Source organism: Georgenia sp. Marseille-Q6866, from assembly GCF_965111665.1.
In genome coordinates this window covers 36,321-58,274 of sequence record NZ_CBCOOR010000004.1, presented here as the reverse complement: position 1 = coordinate 58,274, position 21,954 = coordinate 36,321, and the positions used below count along the sequence as shown (strand labels likewise).

Here is a 21,954-nt window from a genome sequence, read left to right as displayed (position 1 = left end):
TGCGCCTAGCGTCGAGAGGCACCGGTCCCCCACCTCGAGGAGAGAACACCATGGCGAACGTGACGATCATCGGCGGCCACGGCAAGGTCGCGCTCCTGCTGGCGCCCCTGCTCACCGAGCGCGGGGACGCCGTCACCAGCGTCTTCCGCAACCCCGACCACCGCGAGGAGGTCGAGCAGACCGGCGCGAGCGCCGTCGTCGCCGACGTCGAGCACCTCTCCACCGAGGAGCTCGCCGACGTCCTGCGCGGCGCCGACACCGTCGTGTGGAGCGCCGGTGCGGGCGGCGGCAGCCCCGAGCGCACCTGGGCGGTGGACCGCGACGCCGCCATCCGCACCGTCGACGCCGCCAAGCTCGCCGGGGCGCGCCGCTTCGTCATGGTCTCCTTCGTCGGCGCGCGCCAGGACCACGGCGTGCCCGAGGACAACTCCTTCTACACCTACGCCCAGGCCAAGGCGGACGCCGACGACCACGTGCGCGACTCCGGCCTGGACTGGACGATCGTCGCCCCCGGCGCCCTCACCCTCGACGAGCCCACCGGCTCCATCGACCTCGTGACGGCCGACGACGGCGGGGAGCACAAGACCTCCCGCGCGAACGTCGCCCGCGTCATCGTCGCCGCCCTCGACGAGCCCGCCACCGTGGGCAAGATGATCGAGTTCGCCGACGGCGACACCCCGATCACCGAGGCGCTCGCCCGCTAGTGCGATGGGCCCCGCCCCGGGCGCGCCCCCCCTGCCGGCGGCCGCCTGGGGCGGTCTATCGTGGGCTCACCCCGAGCCGAAGGAGGCCGCCGTGCAGCCCACCGACGTCGACCCGCGTGAGTTCATCGCGGGTGTCGAGAACGCCACCCGCCGGGCCGACGCGGAACGTCTCGTCGAGATCATGCGGGACCTCACCGGCGAGGAGCCCGTCATGTGGGGGCCGAGCATCATCGGCTTCGGCAGCTACCACTACGTCTACCAGTCCGGCCGCGAGGGCGACGCCCCGCTCGCCGCGTTCAGCCCGCGCAAGGCGAACCTCGTCGTCTACCTCATCGGCGGCTACGAGGAGCGCTACCCCGAGCAGCTCGCCAGGCTCGGCCCCTACAAGCCGGGCAACGCGTGCCTCTACCTCAAGCGCCTCGACGACGTCGACGAGGAGGTCCTGCGCTTCCTCATCGCCGACTCCTGCGACCTCACCCGCGCGGAGTACCCCTCCTAGGCAGCAGCGCGCCCCGGGGGAACGGTATCCCCCGGGGCGCGCCGGCCACCTACGCGACTGTCAGTCGCCCGCGTAGCTGAGCTCCGCCGTCGTCGGGGTACGACGCGACGGCGGCTCGGTCACCTTCCCGCACGCGCTGTCGGGCAGCGTGGTGCGGTGGTTCGCCGGGCCGTAGAGCCGCTGGGCACTGGTCCACGGCTCGGCGGCCTGGCCGTCGAGCAGGAGCGGGATGAGCCCGCGCTGCTCCTGGGTCAGCGGCACCATGTACCCGCGTGCTCGCTCCTGGACCCGCCAGCCGTGCGCCTCGATGCGGTCCTCGAGCGTCGTCGCAAAGCCCTCCGGGCTGTCCTCCCGCACTCCGCGGTACTGCTCCTCGGTGAGGAGGTAGCCACAGACCGGCGCCGTGAGGATCTGCTCGGGTCCCGGGATCTCCGGGTTGGGCGGTGCCTCACCGGGGTGCGGGGCGGGGAACGGCTCGACGGTGTAGGACCCGCGGAAGACGATGTCCCCGCGGTTGCGGGCCTGCTCCTGCCGGCCCTGCTCGCCCGCCGCCTCGATCTGCTCCTTGTTGGCGTGGAAGTAGTCGAAGAACTGCTCGAAGGTGTACATCGCCGAGTAGGTCTTGCGCTTGCGGGCCTCGGGCGTCTGGGAGCCGCCGTCGGCGGGACGGGTCTCCCCGCCGGAGCTGCGGGCCTCGAGGAGCACGCCGACGATGTTCTTCAGTCCCAGGGTGTTGCGCAGGATCGTCTCCTGGCTCTGGCCCACCGTGCTGCCGCCCTCACAGCCGTAGGGACAGAACCACCAGCCGTCCTCCGAGCCGCGCTCGTAGAGCCAGTTCTCCACGAGGTCCTTGCTCTGCAGGTGGACCACCTCGGGGACGTTGAGGTGCCGGGAGAAGAGGATGGGAAGGTCACCGGCCTGGTTGTTGCCGTACTCGTGACCGTCGAAGGCGGCGTCCGGCTGGTAGTCACGCAGCATCGCGGTGAAGGCGAAGGTCTCCGGCTGGCGCAGGAGGGAGAAGTCGCGGTTGAGGTCCTGGCCGGTCGCGTTGCCGCGCCGGTTGAGGGCGCGCCCGTCGGCGTTGATCGACGGGACGAGCAGGATGGTGGCCTCGGACAGGAGGTCGAGCGTGCGCTCGTCCTCACCGAAGGCCAGCTGGCGCGCCATGATGAGGCATGCCTCGCGCGAGGACGGCTCGTTGCCGTGGACGTTGCAGTTGACCAGCGCCGTCTTGCCGGCGGCGACCTCCTCCGCCGTCTCCGGCGGGTTGGGGTAGCCGATGACGAACATGTTGATCGGCCGGTCCTGGAGCGTGCGTCCGATCTCGACGACGCGGACCCGGTCGCTCAGCTCGTCCAGCTCCTCGGTGTACTCGGCCTCCTCGACGTCCGTGGTGAAGCGCTCGCCGAAGGTCTGCTCCCAGCCGGTGCGCAGACCCTCACCGGGCACGTCGAGGTCGCCCCACTGCGGCAGGGTGGTGTCGTAGACCGGCTCGGAGAAGTCCCCCTCGATGCCCACGCGCCAGCGGAAGCGGTCGCCGGGGTCGAAGTTCGCGTCGGCGAAGGCGGGCACGCTCTGGTCGACCTGGCGGTTGGGCCGCCAGATGCCGGTGATGACCGGCTCGCCGACCGGCTCGTTGCTCTCGTCGACCGGCGTGCGCTCGATCTGGTACTCGGTGATCCCGGGGACCGGCTCCCACGTCAGCGTGGCGAAGCCCATCTCCTGCTCGACCTCGAGCCCGTTCACCGCCGCCTCCTGCACCTGCGCCACCGACGGCGGCGTCGCCACCAGTGAGGCGAGGAGTGCGGCGCCGGCGGCTCCGACGACCGCGATCCTGCGTCTGTCACGTACTGCGGAACGTTGCATGTCTTTTCCTCTTCTGCTCAAGCCTGCGTGGTCAACTCCACGGTGAGAAGAAAGCGCCGTTCACCCCCTCGAGAACGCGGGGACGCGGGAAAAGACGTCGAGGACACCAGGTTCCACACCCCCATGCGGACTGCCGACATTCCGGGGTGCACAGCCCGGCCGCCGTGCGGCGACATCACCACACGGCAACGGCCTACTTTGGCCTCGCAAGGCCCCCCGTTGAGTCGGACATTAACGACGGCGTACCTGGCCGTCAAGGAATGACAGAAGTCTCCGCCTTCGCCGTCGCCGCGGTGGCGGGCGAGCCGGCCGGGTACTCCCCCAGCGGCACCCGCCCCTCGCTCCACGCCGCGAGGACCGGCTCGACGACGCGCCAGCACTCCTCGGCCACGTCACCGCGGACGGACAGGAGCGGGTCGGCCTCGAGGACGCCGGCGAGGACCTCGCCGTACGCGGGCAGCTCCGCCCCGCCGAAGGTCGTCGAGAGGGTGACACGGTCGAGGGACCACGGGTCGCCGGAGCCGTTGACGTCGAGCTCGAGGTCCAGGCACTCCGGGCCCAGGCCGATGCGGACCCGCGCCGGCTGGGAGGTGCCCTCCAGACCGACGGGCAGGTGCGGGACCGGCTTGAAGGTCACGACGACCTCCTTGCGGGTGGGCGTGATGCCCTTGGCGCTGCGGAGGGTGAAGGGCACGCCCTTCCACCGCCAGTTGTCGATGAAGACGGTGACCTCGGCGAGCGTCTCGGTCTCCCGCGAGGGGTCGACACCGGGCTCCTCGGCGTAGGCCGGGACCTCCCGGGCGCCGATGCGGCCGGCGCCGTAGCGGGCGCGGCGGCTGTGCTCCTCGGGCTCGCCCGCGCGGGTGGCGCGCAGCACCTCGGCGATGCGGTCGCGGACGTCGCGGTCCCCCAGCGTGGTGGGCGGGTCCATGGCGACGAGCGCGAGGACGTGGAGGAGGTGGCTCTGGATCATGTCGCGCAGCGCACCGGAGCCGTCGTAGTAACGGGCGCGGCCCTCGAGGGCGAGGTCCTCGTCGTAGACGATCTCGACGCTCTCCACGTGCGTGGCGCGCCAGATCGGCTCGAAGATCCGGTTGGCGAAGCGGAACCCGAGGATGTTGAGGACGGTGCTCTTGCCGAGGAAGTGGTCCACGCGGTGCACCTGGTCCTCGGGCACCAGCCTGCCGACGACGGCGTTGAGCCGCCGCGCGGACTCCCCGTCCGTCCCGAAGGGCTTCTCGATGATGAGACGGGTCCCCTCCGGCAGCCCGATCTCCTCGAGAGCGAGACACGCGCGCTCGGTGACGGCGGGCGGCAGGGCGAAGTAGATCCCGATGGGTCCCTCGCACTGCTCGAGCACCCCGCGCAGCTCGTCGGCCCGGGTGACGTCGGCCTGGACGTAGACGGACTCACGCTCGAGGCGTCGCAGCGTCTCCTCGCCCGGCTCGTGGGCGAGGGAGGGGAAGGCCTCCCACGGCGCCATCTCGATGCTCGGCTGGACGGCGAAGGCCTCGGTGAGCCGCTTGCGCCACTGCGCGTCGTCCCAGTCGTCGACGCCGGAGCCCACGAGCCGCAGCTCCGGGGCGCGTCCGGTGGCGAGCAGGCGACCGAGGCCGGGCAGCAGGAGGCGGCCGGCGAGGTCGCCGCTGGCTCCGAGGACGAGCAGGGTGCGGATCTCCTCGCGGGCGGCGTGGACCGTCTCAGCCATGACTTCCCTTCCGAGCGTGGGCGCCGCGGCAGCGGACACCTGCCGTCCATCATGGCGGGCGGGCGCGCACCTGGCCGCTCGGACGGGCGGGCGCGTGGAAGAGTTGGCGCCATGAGCGCACTCGTGAGCCCGGAGCTGCTGCTGTCCGAGCGTGGCGACCCGCTGCTGCTGGACGTCCGGTGGACGCTCGCGGGCCCCGACCGCGCCGGCTACGTGGCCGGGCACCTGCCGGGCGCCGTCTTCTGCGACCTCGACGCCGACCTCGCGGGTCCGCCCGGCGCCGCCGGCCGCCACCCGCTGCCCTCGCGGGAGACGCTGGCCGACGCCATGGAGCGGCTCGGCGTGCGTCGGGGGCGCCGCGTCGTCGTGTACGACGGCGGGGTGGCGGCCGCCGCGGCGCGCGCGTGGTGGTGCCTGCGCTGGCTCGAGCACGAAGACGTGCGCGTGCTCGACGGCGGACTGCCGGCCTGGGTCGCGGCGGGCGGTGAGCTCGAGGCGGGTGACGTGACTCCGACGACAGGTGACGGGCCGACGCAGGCCGCCGCGCCGTCGTCGTCCACGATGCCGACGGTGACGGCCGACGAGCTCCTCCCCTACGACGGTGTCCTCCTCGACGCCCGCGCCGCCGAGCGCTTCCGCGGCGAGGTGGAGCCGGTCGATACTGTGGCCGGGCACATCCCCGGCGCGCGGTCGCTGCCCACGAGCCGACTCCTCGACCCGGGCGGCCGCTACCTGCCCGCCGCCGAGCTCCGGGCCCTGCTCGCAGAGGCGGGTGCGGACTCCGGCCGCCCGGTCGCCGCCTACTGCGGCTCGGGCGTCACGGCCGCCCAGCTCGTGCTCGCCGCCCACGAGGCGGGGCTGGACGCTGCCCTCTACCCCGGCTCGTGGTCGCACTGGATCACCGACCCGGCCCGCCCGGTGGCGACGGGGACGGACTGACCGGGGCGCCGTCGTCGTCCACGAGCCCCCGGCCCAGGGCCGCGTGGACCAGCGCCCGGCCGTCGCCGAAGACGGGAAGCAGCTGGAGGGCGTGGGCGAGGTGGACGGTGGCGACGAGGGCGTCCACGGGCAGGAGCACGAGCCCGAGGAGCACGCACGCGAGCGGCCCGGCGAGCGCCGTCGTCGCCACCTGCCGCGGCGTCATCGTGCCCACCGGCGTGAGGGACACCCGCCACCGGTCCCGGGCCACGACGACCGTCCGCACCGTCCCCACCCGCCGGAGCACGACGAGGTGCATGGTTTCGTGCAGGACGAAGGAGCCGACGAGCCCGAGCACCGCGACCCTCACCAGCCACCACGCGGCCTGGGCGGTGGCGATCCCGCCCGTCGTCACCGCGACGACCGCGGAGGCGAGGACCGCCACCGCCGCCAGCGCGAGCAGCGGCCACACCTGGGTGACGACGAGCCGCGCGGCCGCCCACACCGGCACGTCCGCGCGCGGGTGGACCCGGACGTCAGGCACCACTGCCCGACTGCGCGCGCTCGCGGATGAGGTCGTCGCGGTAGCGCTTGAGGCCCACGTAGGTGATCTGCACGAGCGCGATGAGGCCGATGCACACCCCGAGCACGACGAGGACCCCGACGGTGTTGTTGATGCCCATCGTCGCGTCGACGCCGCCACCGGTGACGCTCGTGGCCTCGAAGTACAGGGCGCCGAACAGCCCCTCGCGGCGGCCGAGCTCCTCACCCACCGAGAACATGAGGAACAGCAGGCAGAGCACGACGACGGCGAGCGTCAGCAGTGTTCCCCCGACGACGGAGTTGATGACCAGCATTGCCTTCTTCATTGCGTCTCCTCTTCTCGTCCTGACGGATGCCCTCGATCGCGTAGACCACGAACAGGGCGGTGGCGCCGAGCAGACCGGCGGGCACGGGCAGCTGGAGCATCCCGAGCCCCAGTGCGATGAGGGTGAGGACGACCGCGGCGGTCGCGAGTGCGACGAACGCCGCCAGCGGGTTGTCCTTCTCGCTCGGGACGATGATCCCGAGACAGGTGGTGAGCGCGGCGCTGATGAGCGCCGAGAGGACGACGACGACGGTCCCCTCGGCCCGTCCGAACGCGGCCGTGAGCAGCAGGGCCGGCGCCCCGACCGCCCCGATGAGGAGCAGCTGGGGGCGCAGGGACAGCAGGTAGATCCGCCAGGCCGGCTGCCGCTGCCCGGTCAGCTCGCGCAGCGGTGCGGTCGCGCTGAACAGGTACAGCCCGCCGATGGTGAGGGTGCACAGGCTCCACAGCGGGTTGAGATCGGTCGCGGCGAGCAGGTAGCCGAAGAGCGCGACCCCCACGACCGTGCCGATGAAGGTGTGCTGGCTGCGCAGCAGGCACCAGTCGTAGGGGGTGAGGTGCGCCGCCACCCGCCGCGGGAGGCGGATGTCGAGGTACTTCGCGGTGCGCAGGTGCCGGCTGGGCATGACGTGGACGATGACGACGAGCAGCACCGCGCACACGACGACGACGGCGGCCATCGCCGCGCCCAGGCCGGCCCGCTGCGCGAGCCAGGCGATCGCCGTCGGCCACACGAGGGCGCCGCTCGCCGCGGGGTCGGTCATGTGCCACATGAGGTCGGTCATCTGGCCGGCGTAGGCGACGATGAGCGCGAAGATGCCGAGCAGCGCGAGCAGGTCCGCCACCGGCCGGGTCCGCATCGCCGACAGCAGCCGGGTGGCCACCACGTGGCACAGGCTCAGGGCCAGGTAGGCGACGCCGATCGGCGCGAGCATCGAGGTGAGGATCTGCCCGACGGCGGAGGGGCCCATGAGGAGCACCGCGCTCGTCATCACGGGCACGGCCGTCGCCAGGGCCACGCCCAGGGTGATGGCGGCCTCGAAGAGGAGGAACGCGACGGAACGCTCCTTGTTCGTCAGCGGGAGCTGGTAGGTCAGCTCGAGCACGCCGTCGGAGCTGAGGAAGAGCACCTTGACGAAGATGAAGGCGACCATCACCCACAGCACGAGCGAGACCGTCGACGTCGCGAAGAGCAGGTCCCAGACCTCGCGGTCGGCCGAGTAGGGCAGCAGGAACTGCCGGGCGACGGCGGTGAGGGAGACGAGGAGGACGACGGCGGTGCCCAGTGCCGCGAACCGCACCGACCGCAGGCGCAGGGCCCCGACGCTGAGGACGCGCCGGCCGAAGAACGCGAGCAGCATGCGCGCGACGACGAGGGCGTGGGACAGGCGCACGGCCTACCTCACCTCCGACTCGATGTGCTCGAAGACGATCGACTCGAGCGACCCGCCCTCGCGGACCAGCTCCTTCGTGGGGCCGTCGAGGACGAGGAGGCCGAGGTCGAGGAACACGACGTCGTCGGTGAGCCGCTCGAGCAGGGTGAGGTCGTGGCTGCACAGCAGGACAGCGCGGCCGTCCTCGTGGAGGGCGCGCAGCTCGCGCTCGGCGATCCGCATGGCCTCGAGGTCGACGCCGTTGAGCGTCTCGTCGATCACCGTGAGCGGGCGGCGCAGCACGAGTGCGGCGACGAGCTGGGTCTTCTTGCGCATGCCGTGGGAGAAGCCCGAGATGAGGTCGTCGTAGCGGCCCGGCATGGAGAAGTCGCGGAAGTAGGCGCGCGCCCGCTGGTGGTCGAGCGTGACGCCGTAGAGCTTCCCGAGCATCGTGTAGTACTCGCGCGGGCTGAGGAACTCCGGCAGGTAGTCGTTGCTCGCGAGGTAGACGGCGTCCTGCTTGGCCTCGATCGTCGTGTGCTGGTGGCCGTTGACGGTGATCCGTCCCGACTGCGCCTTGAGGAGGTCGAAGACGTTCCTGATGAGGGTGGACTTGCCCGACCCGTTGGGGCCGATGAGGCCGACGATCCGCCCTCTCGGCACGTCGAAGGACACCTCCTGGACGGCGTTGACGACGCCGTCGTAGGAGTAGGTGAGGTCACGGACCTCCAGGACGTTGCTCATGTGCGGCCTCCTTGCGTGGTGGGGCGGTGGGCCGGCGGCAGCACCTCGGCACCCGTGCCGGGGTGCTGCCGCCGGTCCGGTGGCTAGATCAGCGGCACTCGATCCAGAGCGAGAAGCCGTTCTTCCAGGTCATGCCGCCGGTGAAGCGGCGCCCACCGGCCTTGGTGAGGCACCAGATCGCGGCGCCGGCGACGAGGACGAAGCCGAGGGCGAGGAGGACGGCGACGAACACGAGCCACCAGGCGTCGTAGCGGACGACAGCGTTGTCGAAGCGGGTCTTGGCCGTGTCGACCAGGTGGTGCTGCTTCTCGACCAGGGAGGCCGAGAGCTGCGCGGGCAGATCGGTGAGGACAACGGACATGGGAGTTCCTTTCACGTTGAGGCAAGGCTCGGAACCCGGGTGGGCGGTGCGCTGGGGCAGCCGCCTGGTACCAGTCTTCGGCCGGCACGGCCCGTGGGTGAACGGGCCTTTGACTAGACGGCGCTCGACGTTCGTCTACGTGGCCCTCCGCTGGCGGCGGGCAAGGAGTGACTGTTCGATGAGGCGGTGCACGTTCGTCGAGCACGCTCACCCACGCCTACGGAGGCCCCATGCCGGGTAAGACCATCGTCCTCACCGGTGCCAGTGACGGGATCGGGGCGGCAGCCGCTCGCCGGCTCGTCTCGGACGGGCACACCGTCGTTCTCGTGGGCCGGTCCCCGGAGAAGACCCGGGCGGTCGCCGAGGAACTGGGGGCGGACCACTTCCTCGCGGACTTCACCGAGCTCGCCCAGGTCCGGTCCCTCGCGGCCGCGCTTGGTAGCGCCTACCCGCGCATCGACGTCCTGGCGAACAACGCCGGCGGCATCTTCGGGGACAGGGCGCGGACCGTCGACGGCTTCGAGAAGACCCTGCAGGTGAACCACCTCGCCCCCTTCCTGCTCACCAACCTCCTCCTGGACTCGCTGACGGCGAGCGGCGCGTCGATCGTCAACACCTCGAGCGCGGCCGCTCGGCTCTTCGGGAAGATCGACCTCGACGACCTCCAGAACGAGGCGCGGTACTCCGCGAACAAGGCCTACGGCGACGCGAAGCTCGCCAACATCCTCTTCACCAAGGAGCTCCACCGTCGCTTCGGTGCCCGCGGCCTCTCCGCGGTGGCCTTCCACCCCGGGGTCGTGCGGACGAACTTCGCCTCGGACACCACGAGCCTCATGCGGCTCATCTACCGGACGCCCCTGCGTCACCTGAGCGGCGTCGTCAGTCCGGAGAAGGGGGCCGAGCTCCTCGTCCACCTCACCGAGGGCACCCCAGGGCGCGACTGGGTGTCGGGTGAGTTCTACGTGAGGCACAAGATCGCCAGGACCAACCCGCAGGCTTCCGACGCCGCTCTGGCGGCCGCGCTCTGGGACAGGAGTGCCGAGATGGTGGGGCTGGCGGGGTCGCCGTCGTCGTCGTCGGCTACTTGATCGCGCCGCGCGTGACGCCGGAGATCACCCACCGCTGGGCGACGACGTAGACGACGAGCAGCGGCGCCATCGCCATGAGGTAGGAGGCGAAGGCGAGGGTGTAGTCGGCGGAGAACTGGCCCTGGAAGACGTACTGGGCGAGCTGGATGGTGGCGGCGTCGGGGTCGGAGAGGATGACGAGCGGGAGCAGGAAGTCGTTCCACGCCCACACGCAGGTGAGGATCCCGACGGTCGCGTTGATCGGCGCGAGCAGGGGGAAGACCACCCGCCAGAACACGCCCCACGTGCTCGCGCCGTCGATGCGGGCGGCCTCCTCCAGCTCGGCCGGGATCGAGCGGACGTAGGCGGTGTAGAGGAAGACGTTGAAGGACAGGCCGTACACCGTGTACAGCAGGATGAGGCCGGCCTGGTTGTCGAGGCCGAGGATCGCCGCCTGCTTCGCCGCCGGGAGCATGAGCACCGGGAACGGGATGAACAGCGCGGCGATGAAGTAGTAGAACAGCGCCTTGAACAGACGCCGGTGCATCTGGCGCGCGATGGCATAGGCGACCATCGAGTTGGTGAGCAGCGTGAGGACGACGGCGCCCACGGTGATGAGCCCGGTGTTGAGCAGGCGCGCCGGGTAGTCGATCGTCCGCCAGGCCTCGGCGAAGTTGCCCCAGGCCCACTCGGTGGGCGGGGCGAAGCCGGTGCCGCCGAGCTGGTCGGGCGTCTTGAGCGCCGTCACCACCGTGAAGTACAGCGGGACGAGGACCGTGAGGGACACGACGAGGAGCAGGGCGGTGAGCCACCAGTTGACGCCGCTGGGCTTGCGCCGTCGTCGTCCGCGGTTCTCGCGCGGCGGGGGCATGGTGACGGCGTCCGCGGACATCAGGCCGACACCTCCTCGCGCCGCAGGATGCGCAGCTGGAAGAAGGCGAAGGCGACGATGACGATCATGAAGATCACGGCGTTGGCGGTCTGGTAGCCGAACTCGCCGCCCTCGAAGCCGCCGCGGTAGATGAGCACGCCGATGGACTCGGTCGACGTGCCGGGGCCGCCACCGGTCATCGCGATGATCTGGTCGAAGACCTGGAGGAAGTTCTTCAGCGCGAGGACGACGTTGATCGTGAAGAAGCCCCAGATCATCGGCAGCGTGATGCTCCAGAACTGACGCCAGCGGGTGGCGCCGTCGAGGGCCGCGGCCTCGTACAGCTGCTCGGGGACGGTTTGCAGGCCGGCGAGGAAGATGATGATCGTGAAGGCGGCGCCCTGCCAGACCGTCATGACGACGATCCCGATCCACGCGCGCTCCGGGTCCGCGAGCAGCGAGCTGCTCAGCGCGTCGATGCCCAGCGCCTGTCCGATGGAGGGCAGGGAGATGTTGAACAGGTAGGAGAAGACGTAGCCGATGACGAGCAGGGCCAGCACGTAGGGGATGAAGTAGATCCCGCGCAGGGTGTTCTTCAGCTTGATGCGGGCGTTGAGACCCAGGGCAATCGCCAGGCCGATGACGTTGACGAGGATCGTCGTGACGATCGCGAAGCGGAAGGTGAAGAGGTAGGCGTCGACGACGCGTGGGTCCTGGAAGAGCGCCGCGTAGTTCGACAGGCCCACGAAGCTCCACGTCCCGTAGCCGGGTGAGTCGGTAAAGCTGTAGAAGATGCCCTGGAGCACCGGGACGGTGTGGAGGACGAAGAAGAGGACGAAGGCGGGCAGGACCATCCAGTAGTAGGCGCGGTCGATCTTGCGGCCGTCGTTCCTCATTGCTCCTCCACCGCCCCGAGGCCCCAGGTGCGGCGCTCGGCCACCCGGTCCCAGTTGGCGTCGAGCTCGGAGAGGAAGGCGTCGAGGTTCCCGTCGAGGAGGAACTGCTGGAGCAGCGGGCCGAGCGGGATCGCCTGGATGAACTGGTGGTCGGTGAAGCCGACGATCCGTCCCTCGTCGATGTACGGCTGGATGCCGGCGAGGGCGGGGTCGTCGTTCTGCTGGTCCTGCAGGGTGGGGATGGCGACCTGCTGCTCCGCGTACTCCTGGACGACGTCCGGCTGGAGGAGGTACTCGAGGAAGCGCTCGACCTCCTCCTGGTGCGGGCCGTCCGCGCGGGCGGCGAGGACGATGTCGACGCCGGAGACGAGCGTGGTCTGCTCGGGGTCGTCGGTGGCGGGCAGGGCGAAGGACCCGACGGTGAAGTCGGGCTCGAAGCTGCGGATCTGGGGGACGGCGTAGCTGCCGATGAGGAGCATCGCGGCGTCGCCCGCCGCGAAGGCGCGCGTGCCCTGCTCGTAGCCGTAGGCGGCGGGGTCCGGCTGGGTGAGCTCGAAGAGCTCGGCCTGCTTCTCGAAGGCCTCGCGCCAGCCCTCCTGGAAGGTCACCTCCCCGGCGAAGCGGTCCTCGAAGAAGCTCTCGGGCTGGGTCTGGGCGGTGATCGGTGCCATGGGTGCCTGGGCGGTCCAGGCGTCGGCGAGCATGGCGAAGTGGGGCACGATGCCTTCGCCCTCGAAGTACTCCGCCGTCTCGAGGAGCTCCTCCCACGTGGTGGGGACCTCGCGGCCGTGCTCCTCGAACATCTCGACGTTGTAGAGCGCGCCGGAGGCGTTGGCGGCGAAGGGGATGCCGTTGACGGCGCCCGGCTCGGTTGCGCCCAGTGCCTGGACCACCTCGACGTACGCCTCCTGGGCGCCGTCGAGAAGAGAGCTGCCGGCCCAGTCGTGGAAGACGCCGGCCGAGGCGAACTCCCCGAAGGTGCCGTTGGCGTTGAAGGTGAGGACGTCGGGCGGGTCCTCCTTGACGAGCCGGATCCGCATCGCGGTCTCCGCGCTCGGCACGTTGTCGACCGTCACCCGGACGTCCGGGTTCTCCTCCTGGAAGCGGGCGGCGACGTCGGAGAAGAACGCCGTGGCCTCGGGCTTGAACTGGAAGAAGACGATCTCGACCGGCTCGTCCGCGGACGCGGCGCACCCTGCCAGCGCGGCTGCTGCGCTCACGGCAGCAGCGAGTCCGGCAGCCCTCGCCAGTCCTGTCCGGCCCATCTCGGCTCCCCTCGGCAACGGTGCACAACGAGGTGGCACACATGGTGGCACTGGGGACTGACACCGGCGAGCCGGGCCGCGGCCGACGGCGTGGGTCGGGGTGGCGGGACACGCGGCGGTCGTCGTGGGGGCCTGTTGACCGTCCGCCACCGGCCGCCACTCGGCCAGCCTCCGGCGAGGTCACCATCCGTGCCTGCACCCGACACCCGAGCCGTCGCCATCCGCACCGGGCTCACCGTCCGCCGTCGCCGGTCGGACGCGGCCATGCCCCCGCCGTCGCGGTCCCGCACCGGCCCCCGCCGTTGCCATCGACACCCGGCCCACCACCCGCCGTCGCCACCCGCACCGGCCCACCACCCGCCGTCGCCACCCGCACCGGCCCACCACCCGCCGTCGCCACCCGCACCGGCCCACCACCCGCCGTCGGCCCTACCTATCCCCGCCAAAGGCACCGCCGCCGTCGAATGTCAGAGGTCGGTGAGAGGGTTCGAGTAGTGAGGTTCTCGCCGTGACGGGGAGGTGACGAGATGGACCTCGAGGGGGACGGGACCGAGCCGGAACGGCAGCCTGACGCGGTCGTCCCGGCGCCGGCTGAGCACCGCGAGGAGATGCTGCCCGGCGACTGGAAGCCGGTGCCCGAGGCCACCACCACCCCTCTCCCTGTGCCCAGCGCGGCCGACGAGCTCTTCGGTCCCACGGGGTCGACCTCCTGGCCCACCGACCGCCTCGCCGAGCTGCTTCCCGTGGAGGGAGCACTCGGCGACTACCTCGCTCCCCTACCTCCCGGCCCGCGGCTGGGCATCCTGCTCGCCGCGATCGATCCCACGGAGGTGGACGAGTACTCGCTCGTGGAGCTGACGGCGGCGTACAAGCGGATGGAGTCCTACGCCGCGGCGCAGGCGGTAAAGGTGGCGGCGGAGCTGGCTGAGCGACCGGCACTCAACCCCGACTGGCCGGGCACCCTCCGCGGCCGAACCCGGGGCGAGTGCCTCGCCGGCCACGAGCTCGCGATGCGGCTGAAGATGAGCAAGGTTGCCGCGACCCGGATGGCGGCCAGCGGTCGGGCGTTCGGCAACCTGCTGGAGGCCACGGGCGAGGCACTGGAGCAGGGCCTCATCGACTACCCGCGATCGCAGGTCATCTTCACCATGCTCGATGGTCTGCCGCCGGAAGTCGCCCTCGCCGCCCAGTGGGAGGTCATCGAGACGGCGCCCGGCCGTACCCTCCGGCAGCTCAAGGACGACCTCGAGAAGGCGGTCATCTCCGTCGACCCCGAGGAAGCGGACGCCCGTCATCGGGCCGCCCGTCAGAAGCGCACGGTCTACCACCCGCGGGCGCTGCCCGACGGCATGGCGAGCCTGACCGCCGTCCTGCCTGCGGCCGACGCCGTTGCCGTCGACCTCACGCTCGAGAGCGCGGCCCGCGCCGCCAAGCACGCGGGCGACGGCCGCACCATCGACCAGTTGCGTGCCGATGCCTTCTCGCTCATGGCGTACGGCGCCCTCGCCAACGGGTACATCGGGGTGCTTCCCGAGCAGCAGCTCGCCTCGGCGGCGGCCGCGGGAGCTGACGACGGCGCAGCTGGCGTGGCGGAGCCGACCGCAGCTGGTGGTGAGGTGCCAGCAAGGCGTGTGGCCGATCCGCCGTCCGGTTCGAAGGGGCCTTGTGTGCCCGCAGACGAACTACCGCGCGGGTCCGAGGGGCCAGGTCTGTCCGCAGATGAATCGGCGCCCGGGTCCGAGGTGCCAGGTCTGCCCGCAGACGAAGCGGCCACCGACTCCGACGAGCCACCTGCGCCCGGGGCTGGTGCCGCGGAGGCGAAGGCAGCCCCCGGCCCGAAGCGAGCCGGACGAAGGAAGGGCACCGAGGTGCCCTACGGAGCGGCGCCGCCGGTCCCAGGGCAGCGTCTGCCCGGTGGCCGGCTGCCCGCGGTGCGTCTCGGCACCATCGGCGGGCTGCCCGTCGAGGTCCGCCTCAACGTCCCGCTCGCCGTAGCACTGCCTGACCTCAACGCTCCGGCGCGCAACGCGCTCGAGCGGGATCCCGAGCCGGTCGCCGAGCTTGAGGGCTACGGCCCTATCGCCCCCGAGGTCGCCCGGGCGCTCGCCGCCGGCGGTCAGTGGCGGCGGATCGTGAGCGACCCGGTGACCGGGCAGGTGCTCGACGTCGGCCGCACCCGGTACGAGCCGCCCGCCGCCATGGCAGACCTCGTCCGCGAGCGCGACCGGACGTGCATCGAGCCGAGCTGCTCGACCCCGGCCCGCCACTGCCAGCTCGACCACATCTACGAGTGGCAGGACGGTGGGGAGACCTCGGTGTGGAACCTCGGACCCCAGTGCACCCGCGTCCACGCCGTCAAGAGCCAGGGCGGGTTCACCGTTGCGCGTGCCTCAGACGGCACCTACGCCTGGACCACCATGACCGGCCACGGCTACCTGCGGCGCACTGACGGCACGGTCATCCCGATGCCGCGCGAGACGGCAGCTGGGCTGCGCCGCATCGGCAAGGAGATGCGCCGCACCGGCAGTAGCGTGCCCGCCGAGGTGGTCGACGCGGTTCTGGCCGAGGTCGCCGCGGGAAGCGCCGTGACTGGCGCATGGACGCCACCGCCGTTGCCCCAGCGCTCGTTCCCGGCATGGGGCGACGGTGACGCCGGCCCGGGGTTGGGCGACAACGCGGCCGGCCCGGCGTGGAGCGCCGGAGAAGAGCCTCCATTCTGACCTGATGGGCACGGCGACCGACCAGACGACGGGCCGCTGATACGGGACCGTAGGCGGGACGGGCACGACGACTGACTCAGTGACGGTCAGCCGCCACGGGCCGGACGCAGGACCCCGCACCTTGCACGCCTCAGCCCGCGAGCAGCTCCCGCACCCGCGGGATGACCTCGGTGCCGTACAGCCGGATCGCCTCGAGGCTGTGGCGGTGGGGCATCGGCCCGTTGCTGTACTTGAGGTCGAAGCGGCTGAGCCCGAGCTGGCGCACCGTCTTCGCGATCTTCTGAGCGACGGTCTCGGGTGAGCCGGCGAACACGGCCCCGTTCTCCACCTCCATGTCGAACTGCATGCGGGTGGTGGGGCCCCAGCCACGCTCGGCGCCGATGCGGTCACGGTTCGCCTTGAAGTGGGGGAACATCAGCTCGCGCGCCTGCTCGTCACTCGCGGCGACGAAGCCGGGCGCGTGCACGCCCACGGGCAGCTCGGGCTGACCCAGCTCCGTCAACGCCCGGCGGTAGAGGTCGGCGAAGGGCACGAACCGCGAGGGCTCCCCGCCGATGATCGCGAGCATCATCGGGATGCCGTAGCGCGCCGCGCGGACCACCGACTCCGGCGACCCGCCCACACCGATCCACGTCCGCAGCGTCCCGGCCTCGGTCTTCGGGTACACCTGGGCGTCGCGCAGCGGGCCGCGCACGGTGCCCTCCCAGCTGACCGCCTCCTCGCTGCGCAGCAGCGCGAAGAGGTCGAGCTTCTCGGAGAAGAGCCGCTCGTAGTCGGACATGTTGAGCCCGAACAGCGGGAATGACTCGGTGAACGAGCCACGGCCCAGGGTGACCTCGGCGCGACCGCCGGAGACGCCGTCGAGGGTCGCCATCTTCTCGTAGACGCGGACCGGGTCGTCGGAGCTGAGCACTGTCACGGCGGTGCCGAGCAGGATCCGGCTCGTCCGCGAGGCGATCGCGGCGAGCACGATCTCGGGCGCGGAGATGGCGAAGTCGTCCCGGTGGTGCTCGCCCAGGCCGATGGCGTCCACGCCCACCTCGTCGGCGAGCACGCCCTGCTCCACGACCTCGCGCAGCACCTGGCCGAAGGAGCGCGGGCGGCCGTCCTCGTCGACGGTCATGTCGCCGAAAGTGTCCAGACCCAGTCGGACCTCGTGCGCGGGCAGGACGGGCTGAAGATCAGGAGTGGTGCTCATCCGGCCACGGTAGGCGATCGCCCGGGGCTACGGGGACTGCACCCGGTCGGGGTAGTACGCCCAGTGCCAGGTCTCCCGCGGGGTGTCCTCGACGAAGCCGTACTTCTCACCGTTGGCACGCATCCAGGTGAGGGCCTCACCGTTGAGGTGCAGGTCCACCGCCCGGCCCCAGCCGTGGTTGCTCGTGCCCGGCACCGCGGCCAGCCCGCCCTCGTTGTAGAGGCCGAGACGGTCGACGAGCTCGAGCTGCCGCTCGTAGGTGCGGTAGGAGTCGTTGATGCCGATGTCCACGCCGTCGGCCTTGGCGTCCGCGAGGAGCTTCTCGAAGTTCGCCGCCGCGGGCGCCCACATGCTGTGACCGGTCGCGCCGATCGGGGCGAGCGCCTGCGCGGGGATCTTGCCGTTGTCGTACATCGCGAGGTCGGTGGGCACGCCCTTGGCGTTGAGCACACCGGTCGGAGCGGCGGCAGCGGGGGCCGCGGCTGCGGCTGCGGTGACCGGCGCGAACTCCCCGGTCGCCTGCGTGAAGAGCCGGTCGAAGGTGCCAGCGGTGTCCACGGTCGCCGGTGGCGGCGTCGACAACGCCGTCAGCTGCGCCTGGATCCCCGCGATCCGCTGGGTGATCGAGAGCACCCCGTCCATACCTGTCTCCCCTCGTCCTCCGATCTATCGGCAGACCGAGCGGAAGCTTGAGGCACTACCGCTCGACGACGTTGCGCAGCTCCCGCCCCTCGACGAGCGCGCGCAGGTTGTGGGCCACGAGCTCGTCGGCGCCCACCGGTCGGCCACCCGCCGCGTGCGGGGTGATGATGACGTTCGGTGCGTCCCACAGCGGCGAGTCCTCGGGCAGCGGCTCGACGGCGGTGACGTCCAGTGCCGCGCCCGCGATCGTCCCGTCGATGAGAGCGGCAAGAAGCGCCTCCTCGTCGACGGTCGAGCCGCGCCCGACGTTCACGACGTAGGCGTGCTCCGGCAGCGCGGCGAGCCGCCGCGCGTCGAGTGCCTTCTCCGTCGCCGGCGTGGACGGCAGGATCATGACGAGCACGTCCGTCCGCGCCAGCTCCGCCTCGACGTCCTCCTCGGCGACCACCTCGAAGCCGGCCCGCTCCCCCGCGCTCCTCGCCACGCCCCGCACAGTCGCGCCGTGCGACTGGAGCACCGGCGCGAGGGTCTGCCCGATGTTCCCGAAGCCCCACACGAGCACCCGAGCCCCGATGAGCGTGGTGACCGCGCCCGCCGGGTGCAGCGGCTGGACCCCGCCGATCCGGCGGTCCCACCGGTGGGCGACCTGTGCCTCCGCCGCCTGCGGCAGGCGCCGCAGCAGCGCGAGGACCAGCGCGAGTGCGTGCTCGGTGACCGTCGGGCTGTGCAGCCCCGCGCCCGAGGTGATGACGACGTCGTCGGGGAAGCCCGCGGCGAGCACCGAGTCCGGCCCGGCGGCCAGGGACTGCACCCAGCGCAGGTTCGGCATCTCCCCCGCCACCTCCGCGAGGTGCTCCCCGGAGCCGCCCCACACGACCAGCGCCTCCGCATCGCGGTGCTCGGGCGGCACGGGAGCCGACGCGTCGTACGTGACCGCGTCGACGCCGTCGGGAAGGGTCGGGTCCAGCGGCAGCGAGTCGGGCAGGAGGATCTTCACGGCGTGGGCTCCGTCGGTCGGTGGGGCGGGGGCTCCGTCCATCATGGACGACGGCGCAGCGCCCCGCCGGAGCCGCCGGTCGCCAGGGCCGCCGGTCACCAGTAGGGCGGCGGTCACCAGTGCCGCCGGCCGAGAGTAGGGCGCCGGTCGCAAGTGCCGCCGGTCGGCCGTGCCGCCAGCCGCCAGTGCCGCCGGTCGCCAGTGCCGCCGGTCGGCCGTGCCGCCAGCCGTCAGTGCCGCCGGTCGCCGGTGCCGCCGGGTCCCCCGTGCCACCGGTCACCAGTAGGGCGGCACGACGTGCTCCTCGTCCACGTAGGGCCACTCGGGTGCGGCCGGCCCCAGGACGGTGATGACCCAGCGGCCGGCGTCGGAACGGGCCTCGTCCCATGTCACCTCCGCCCCCAGGTGCAGCAGCCGGTCCACCCGGAGCTCGATGAGCGCGAAGGTCAGCCCGCGCTTGACCACCTCCCGGGTCACCCGCGACATGAGGTCCTCACCCGCCACGCCCCCGGCCAGCGCCAGGGCGTAGCAGATCCGCACGAGGTCCTCACGGTCCAGTCCCGGGATGCCCGTGAGCGCGGGCGGGTTGATGACCGGCCGCGGCGGCAGCTCCTCCAGGGTGACGCGCTCCCAGTCGTAGTCGGGCTCCTCGAGGTGCTCGCGCAGCATCCGCATGACGCGGTCCGGCGGGGCCGAGCGCTCGGCCGGTGGCAGCAGCCGCCTGGCCTTCATCAGCGTCGGGTTCCGTGAGCGCCCGAGGCGCGTGGCGACGTCGTCCATGTCGGTGACGCCCTCCCGGGCGGCGGCGAGGATCTCCTCGTACTCCGCGTCCGTCCACGGCTGCCCGGCGTTCGGCGGTTGCTCGCGCGCGGGCGCCGGGCGCCGCGGCCAGACCGTGAGCGGCTCCTCGAGGGCAAACCCGACGTCGCGCTCCCACGGCTCCATGTCCTCCACGGGCGTCTCTGCCATGAGCGTCTCCCCTCCGTCCCGGCCCGCGGCTGCGGTGCCACACCGAGGATCGCCCGCAGTCAACGGCAGGCGCGCCCGCCCTCCACAGGCCGCGGCGAGGCCAGGACGCCAGGCCGCTCTGTGGAGCACCCAGGCGCGAGGCTCAGACGGGCAGGCGGCGGGAGAGGAAGTCGGTCGTGAGCCGCCACGCGTCAGCACTCGCCCGCTCGTGGTGGAACAGCGGGTGCGGGTTGTCGAAGGCGTGGCCCGCGCCGTCGTGCAGGTGGAGCTCCACCTCGGGCCCGGCGACCGCCGCGCGGATCTCCTCGACCGTCTCCATCGGGAGGTAGGCGTCCGCGGTGCCGAAGTGGTGCAGGCTCGGCGCGCTCACACGGTCCGCGAGGCCGAGCAGCTGCGGCAGCGCGGAGCCGTAGTAGGAGACGAGCACGTCGACGTCGGTCACGGCCGCCACGTTGAAGGCCACGCCCCCGCCGAAGCAGAACCCGAGCACCCCCACGCCGCCGGCCACCTCCGGCCGCGAGCGCAGCGCGCCGACGGATGCGACGGCGTCGGCCACGGTCGTCTCCCAGTCCAGCTGCGCCTGCAAGGCCATGCCCTGCTCGAGGAACGCCTCGCTCGACTCGTCCACGCCGCCGTCCGCACGCCAGTACAGCTCCGGCGCCAGCACGACGTACCCCAGCGCGGCCAGGTCCGCGGCGCGCGAGCGGATGTACTCCGACACCCCGAAGATCTCCTGAAGCAGCACGATCCCCGGCCCGGTTCCCGACGGCGGGAGCCACAGCTGGGCGGGCATGTCACCGTCGGGGACGCGGACGGTGGTGGTCGCTGCGGTCATGCCGGTCACTCCCCTGGGTCGACGCCGCGGCCTGCGCCGGCCGCGTCACCACCCTATCCACGGGCACCGCCGCGGCAGCGCGGGAGGACCTTGGTCCCGCATCCGGCGGTCGAGCCGGTCCCTAGGGTCGGGGAGGCACCGGGGGGCTGCCGACCGCACCGCCTCTCGCTGTCGCCACGGACACGACACGAGGGGACACCATGACCGCACAGCTCGAGATGCCGACCGCCACCGTCGAGGAGCGCCTGAGCCCGGAGCACGAGGCCGTCGTCACCGCCACGCTGCCGCTGGTGGGCAGCAAGATCGGCGAGATCGCACCGACGTTCTACCGCCGGATGTTCTCCGCCCACCCTGAGCTGCTGCGCGACACCTTCAACCGCGGCAACCAGGCCCAGGGCGCCCAGCAGAAGGCCCTGGCGGCCTCGGTCGCGACTTTCGCCACCCTCCTCGTCACGCCCGGCTCCCCCAGCCCGCGCGAGCTGCTCGAGCGCATCGGGCACAAGCACGCCTCCCTCGGCATCACCGCCGAGCAGTACCAGGTGGTCCACGACCACCTCTTCGCCGCGATCGTCGAGGTGCTGGGCGAGGACGTCGTCACGGCGGAGGTCGCCGCGGCGTGGGACTCGGTCTACTGGATCATGGCGCGCACGCTCATCGCCTTCGAGGCGGAGCTCTACGCGGGCGCCGGCGTGGCGCCCGGGGACGTCTTCCGCACCGCGCGGGTCGTCGAGCGCGTCGAGGAGTCCACCGACGTCGACTCCTTCGTGCTCGCCTCCCCGGACCCCGGCCGGCCGCTCCCGGACTTCGTACCCGGGCAGTACGTCTCCGTCGGGGTGACCCTGCCCGACCGCGCGCGCCAGCTGCGTCAGTACAGCCTGTCCGGCCCCGCGGGCACCGGGCGGTGGCGCCTCACCGTCAAGCGCGTCACCTCCACCGCCGGCGACCCGGCCGGTGAGGTCTCCTCGTGGCTGCACGCGAACCTCCACGCCGGGGACGACCTCCAGGTGACGCTGCCCTTCGGCGACCTCACGGTCGAGCAGGCCGGCAGCGGGCCGGTCGTCCTCGTGTCGGCGGGCATCGGCCTCACCCCGATGCTCGGCATCCTCCACCACCTCGCCGAGCGCGAGGCCGGCCGGCCAGTCACCGTGCTGCACGCCGACCGCGACGCCGACGACGCCGCTCTCGTCGACGAGCTCCGCGCGGTGGTGGGCCGGCTGCCCCGCGCCGACCTGCACACGTGGTTCGAGCGGGGCACCGCCCCCGGTGCGCGGACCGGGTTCATGGACCTCGGCACCGTCACCCTCGACCCGGCGGCCGAGATCCTCGTCTGCGGCCCGAACGAGTTCCTCCAGGCGGTGCGGGTCCAGCTCGAGAAGGCCCAGGTGCCCTCGGCACGGGTGCACTACGAGCTCTTCGCCCCCAACGACTGGCTGCTGCCCGCCTGAGCCGAGCG

General features: G+C 72.1%; 21 protein-coding genes. 6 read left to right on the top strand and 15 right to left on the bottom strand.

Annotated elements, in window-relative coordinates; all coding sequences use genetic code 11:
• The first annotated feature begins 50 nt into the window (after positions 1-50).
• Positions 51-704: an SDR family oxidoreductase gene (locus tag ACWPXV_RS04850; protein WP_454084167.1), complete on the top strand. Its 654-nt coding sequence runs from the start codon at positions 51-53 to the stop codon at positions 702-704.
• 91 nt (positions 705-795) lie between these two features.
• Positions 796-1,203, top strand: a complete 408-nt coding sequence (locus tag ACWPXV_RS04845; protein ID WP_454084166.1) for a DUF1801 domain-containing protein — start codon at positions 796-798, stop codon at positions 1,201-1,203.
• A gap of 60 nt (positions 1,204-1,263) precedes the next feature.
• Here ACWPXV_RS04845 and ACWPXV_RS04840 read toward each other — a convergent pair whose 3' ends face one another.
• Together ACWPXV_RS04840 and ACWPXV_RS04835 are read right to left on the bottom strand one after the other, a co-directional pair.
• Positions 1,264-3,069: a M14 family zinc carboxypeptidase gene (locus ACWPXV_RS04840; RefSeq protein ID WP_454084165.1), complete on the bottom strand. Its 1,806-nt coding sequence runs from the start codon at positions 3,067-3,069 to the stop codon at positions 1,264-1,266.
• Positions 3,070-3,322: 253 nt separating this feature from the next.
• Positions 3,323-4,777, bottom strand: a complete 1,455-nt coding sequence (locus ACWPXV_RS04835; RefSeq protein ID WP_454084164.1) for a glucose-6-phosphate dehydrogenase — start codon at positions 4,775-4,777, stop codon at positions 3,323-3,325.
• Positions 4,778-4,888: 111 nt separating this feature from the next.
• Here ACWPXV_RS04835 and ACWPXV_RS04830 point away from each other — a divergent pair, with 111 nt between their 5' ends.
• A complete protein-coding gene (locus ACWPXV_RS04830; RefSeq protein WP_454084163.1) occupies positions 4,889-5,716 on the top strand; it encodes a sulfurtransferase in 828 nt (275 codons plus the stop codon).
• On the opposite strand, the gene ACWPXV_RS04825 is transcribed toward ACWPXV_RS04830, so the two are convergent.
• The 5 genes from ACWPXV_RS04825 to ACWPXV_RS04805 form a co-directional block, all read right to left on the bottom strand.
• On the bottom strand, positions 5,676-6,239 hold the full coding sequence (locus tag ACWPXV_RS04825; RefSeq protein WP_454084162.1) for a hypothetical protein: 564 nt from the start codon (positions 6,237-6,239) through the stop codon (positions 5,676-5,678). The genes ACWPXV_RS04830 and ACWPXV_RS04825 overlap by 41 nt on opposite strands.
• Complete coding sequence (locus ACWPXV_RS04820; protein ID WP_454084161.1) at positions 6,232-6,564, bottom strand: hypothetical protein; 333 nt, start codon at positions 6,562-6,564, stop codon at positions 6,232-6,234. The genes ACWPXV_RS04825 and ACWPXV_RS04820 overlap by 8 nt, the downstream gene beginning before the upstream one ends.
• Entirely contained in the window at positions 6,461-7,957 is a 1,497-nt protein-coding gene (locus ACWPXV_RS04815) for a hypothetical protein (protein ID WP_454084160.1), read from the bottom strand. Before ACWPXV_RS04815 ends, ACWPXV_RS04820 begins: the two co-directional genes overlap by 104 nt.
• A gap of 3 nt (positions 7,958-7,960) precedes the next feature.
• Complete coding sequence (locus ACWPXV_RS04810; RefSeq protein ID WP_251302670.1) at positions 7,961-8,680, bottom strand: ATP-binding cassette domain-containing protein; 720 nt, start codon at positions 8,678-8,680, stop codon at positions 7,961-7,963.
• An 88-nt stretch (positions 8,681-8,768) separates the two neighbouring features.
• Entirely contained in the window at positions 8,769-9,041 is a 273-nt protein-coding gene (locus ACWPXV_RS04805; RefSeq protein WP_454084159.1) for a hypothetical protein, read from the bottom strand.
• A gap of 230 nt (positions 9,042-9,271) precedes the next feature.
• On the opposite strand from ACWPXV_RS04805, the gene ACWPXV_RS04800 reads away from it, so the two are divergent.
• The gene (locus ACWPXV_RS04800; RefSeq protein WP_454084158.1) at positions 9,272-10,129 is read left to right on the top strand and encodes an SDR family NAD(P)-dependent oxidoreductase; all 858 of its coding nucleotides are present in this window, start codon (positions 9,272-9,274) and stop codon (positions 10,127-10,129) included.
• Here the strand turns inward: ACWPXV_RS04800 and ACWPXV_RS04795 are convergent.
• Genes ACWPXV_RS04795 through ACWPXV_RS04785 form a run of 3 tightly spaced genes read right to left on the bottom strand, consistent with a single transcriptional unit; the run spans position 10,122 to position 13,095 of the window.
• Positions 10,122-11,000, bottom strand: coding sequence for a carbohydrate ABC transporter permease (locus ACWPXV_RS04795; RefSeq protein WP_454084157.1), 879 nt, complete (start codon positions 10,998-11,000; stop codon positions 10,122-10,124). The two genes, ACWPXV_RS04800 and ACWPXV_RS04795, sit on opposite strands and share 8 nt — an antisense overlap.
• A complete protein-coding gene (locus tag ACWPXV_RS04790; protein ID WP_454084156.1) occupies positions 11,000-11,875 on the bottom strand; it encodes a carbohydrate ABC transporter permease in 876 nt (291 codons plus the stop codon). The genes ACWPXV_RS04795 and ACWPXV_RS04790 overlap by 1 nt, the downstream gene beginning before the upstream one ends.
• Positions 11,872-13,095, bottom strand: a complete 1,224-nt coding sequence (locus tag ACWPXV_RS04785) for an ABC transporter substrate-binding protein (protein WP_454084155.1) — start codon at positions 13,093-13,095, stop codon at positions 11,872-11,874. Before ACWPXV_RS04785 ends, ACWPXV_RS04790 begins: the two co-directional genes overlap by 4 nt.
• A 572-nt stretch (positions 13,096-13,667) precedes the next feature.
• Between ACWPXV_RS04785 and ACWPXV_RS04780 the strand changes: the two genes are divergently transcribed.
• On the top strand, positions 13,668-15,860 hold the full coding sequence (locus ACWPXV_RS04780) for a DUF222 domain-containing protein (RefSeq protein ID WP_454084154.1): 2,193 nt from the start codon (positions 13,668-13,670) through the stop codon (positions 15,858-15,860).
• Between the two features lie 130 nt (positions 15,861-15,990).
• Here ACWPXV_RS04780 and ACWPXV_RS04775 read toward each other — a convergent pair whose 3' ends face one another.
• The 5 genes from ACWPXV_RS04775 to ACWPXV_RS04755 all read right to left on the bottom strand — a co-directional run bounded on the left by ACWPXV_RS04775 (position 15,991) and on the right by ACWPXV_RS04755 (position 20,501).
• Positions 15,991-17,058: an LLM class flavin-dependent oxidoreductase gene (locus ACWPXV_RS04775; protein ID WP_454084153.1), complete on the bottom strand. Its 1,068-nt coding sequence runs from the start codon at positions 17,056-17,058 to the stop codon at positions 15,991-15,993.
• Positions 17,059-17,085: 27 nt separating this feature from the next.
• Complete coding sequence (locus ACWPXV_RS04770) at positions 17,086-17,700, bottom strand: M15 family metallopeptidase (protein WP_454084152.1); 615 nt, start codon at positions 17,698-17,700, stop codon at positions 17,086-17,088.
• A 55-nt stretch (positions 17,701-17,755) separates the two neighbouring features.
• Positions 17,756-18,697: a phosphoglycerate dehydrogenase gene (locus ACWPXV_RS04765; protein ID WP_454084151.1), complete on the bottom strand. Its 942-nt coding sequence runs from the start codon at positions 18,695-18,697 to the stop codon at positions 17,756-17,758.
• A gap of 276 nt (positions 18,698-18,973) precedes the next feature.
• Positions 18,974-19,666 (bottom strand): hypothetical protein, encoded by a 693-nt coding sequence (locus tag ACWPXV_RS04760; protein ID WP_454084150.1) that lies wholly within the window; start codon positions 19,664-19,666, stop codon positions 18,974-18,976.
• A 142-nt stretch (positions 19,667-19,808) separates the two neighbouring features.
• A complete protein-coding gene (locus ACWPXV_RS04755; protein ID WP_454084149.1) occupies positions 19,809-20,501 on the bottom strand; it encodes a dienelactone hydrolase family protein in 693 nt (230 codons plus the stop codon).
• Positions 20,502-20,701: 200 nt separating this feature from the next.
• Here ACWPXV_RS04755 and ACWPXV_RS04750 point away from each other — a divergent pair, with 200 nt between their 5' ends.
• Positions 20,702-21,946: a globin domain-containing protein gene (locus tag ACWPXV_RS04750; RefSeq protein WP_454084148.1), complete on the top strand. Its 1,245-nt coding sequence runs from the start codon at positions 20,702-20,704 to the stop codon at positions 21,944-21,946.
• The last annotated feature ends 8 nt before the right edge of the window (positions 21,947-21,954 follow it).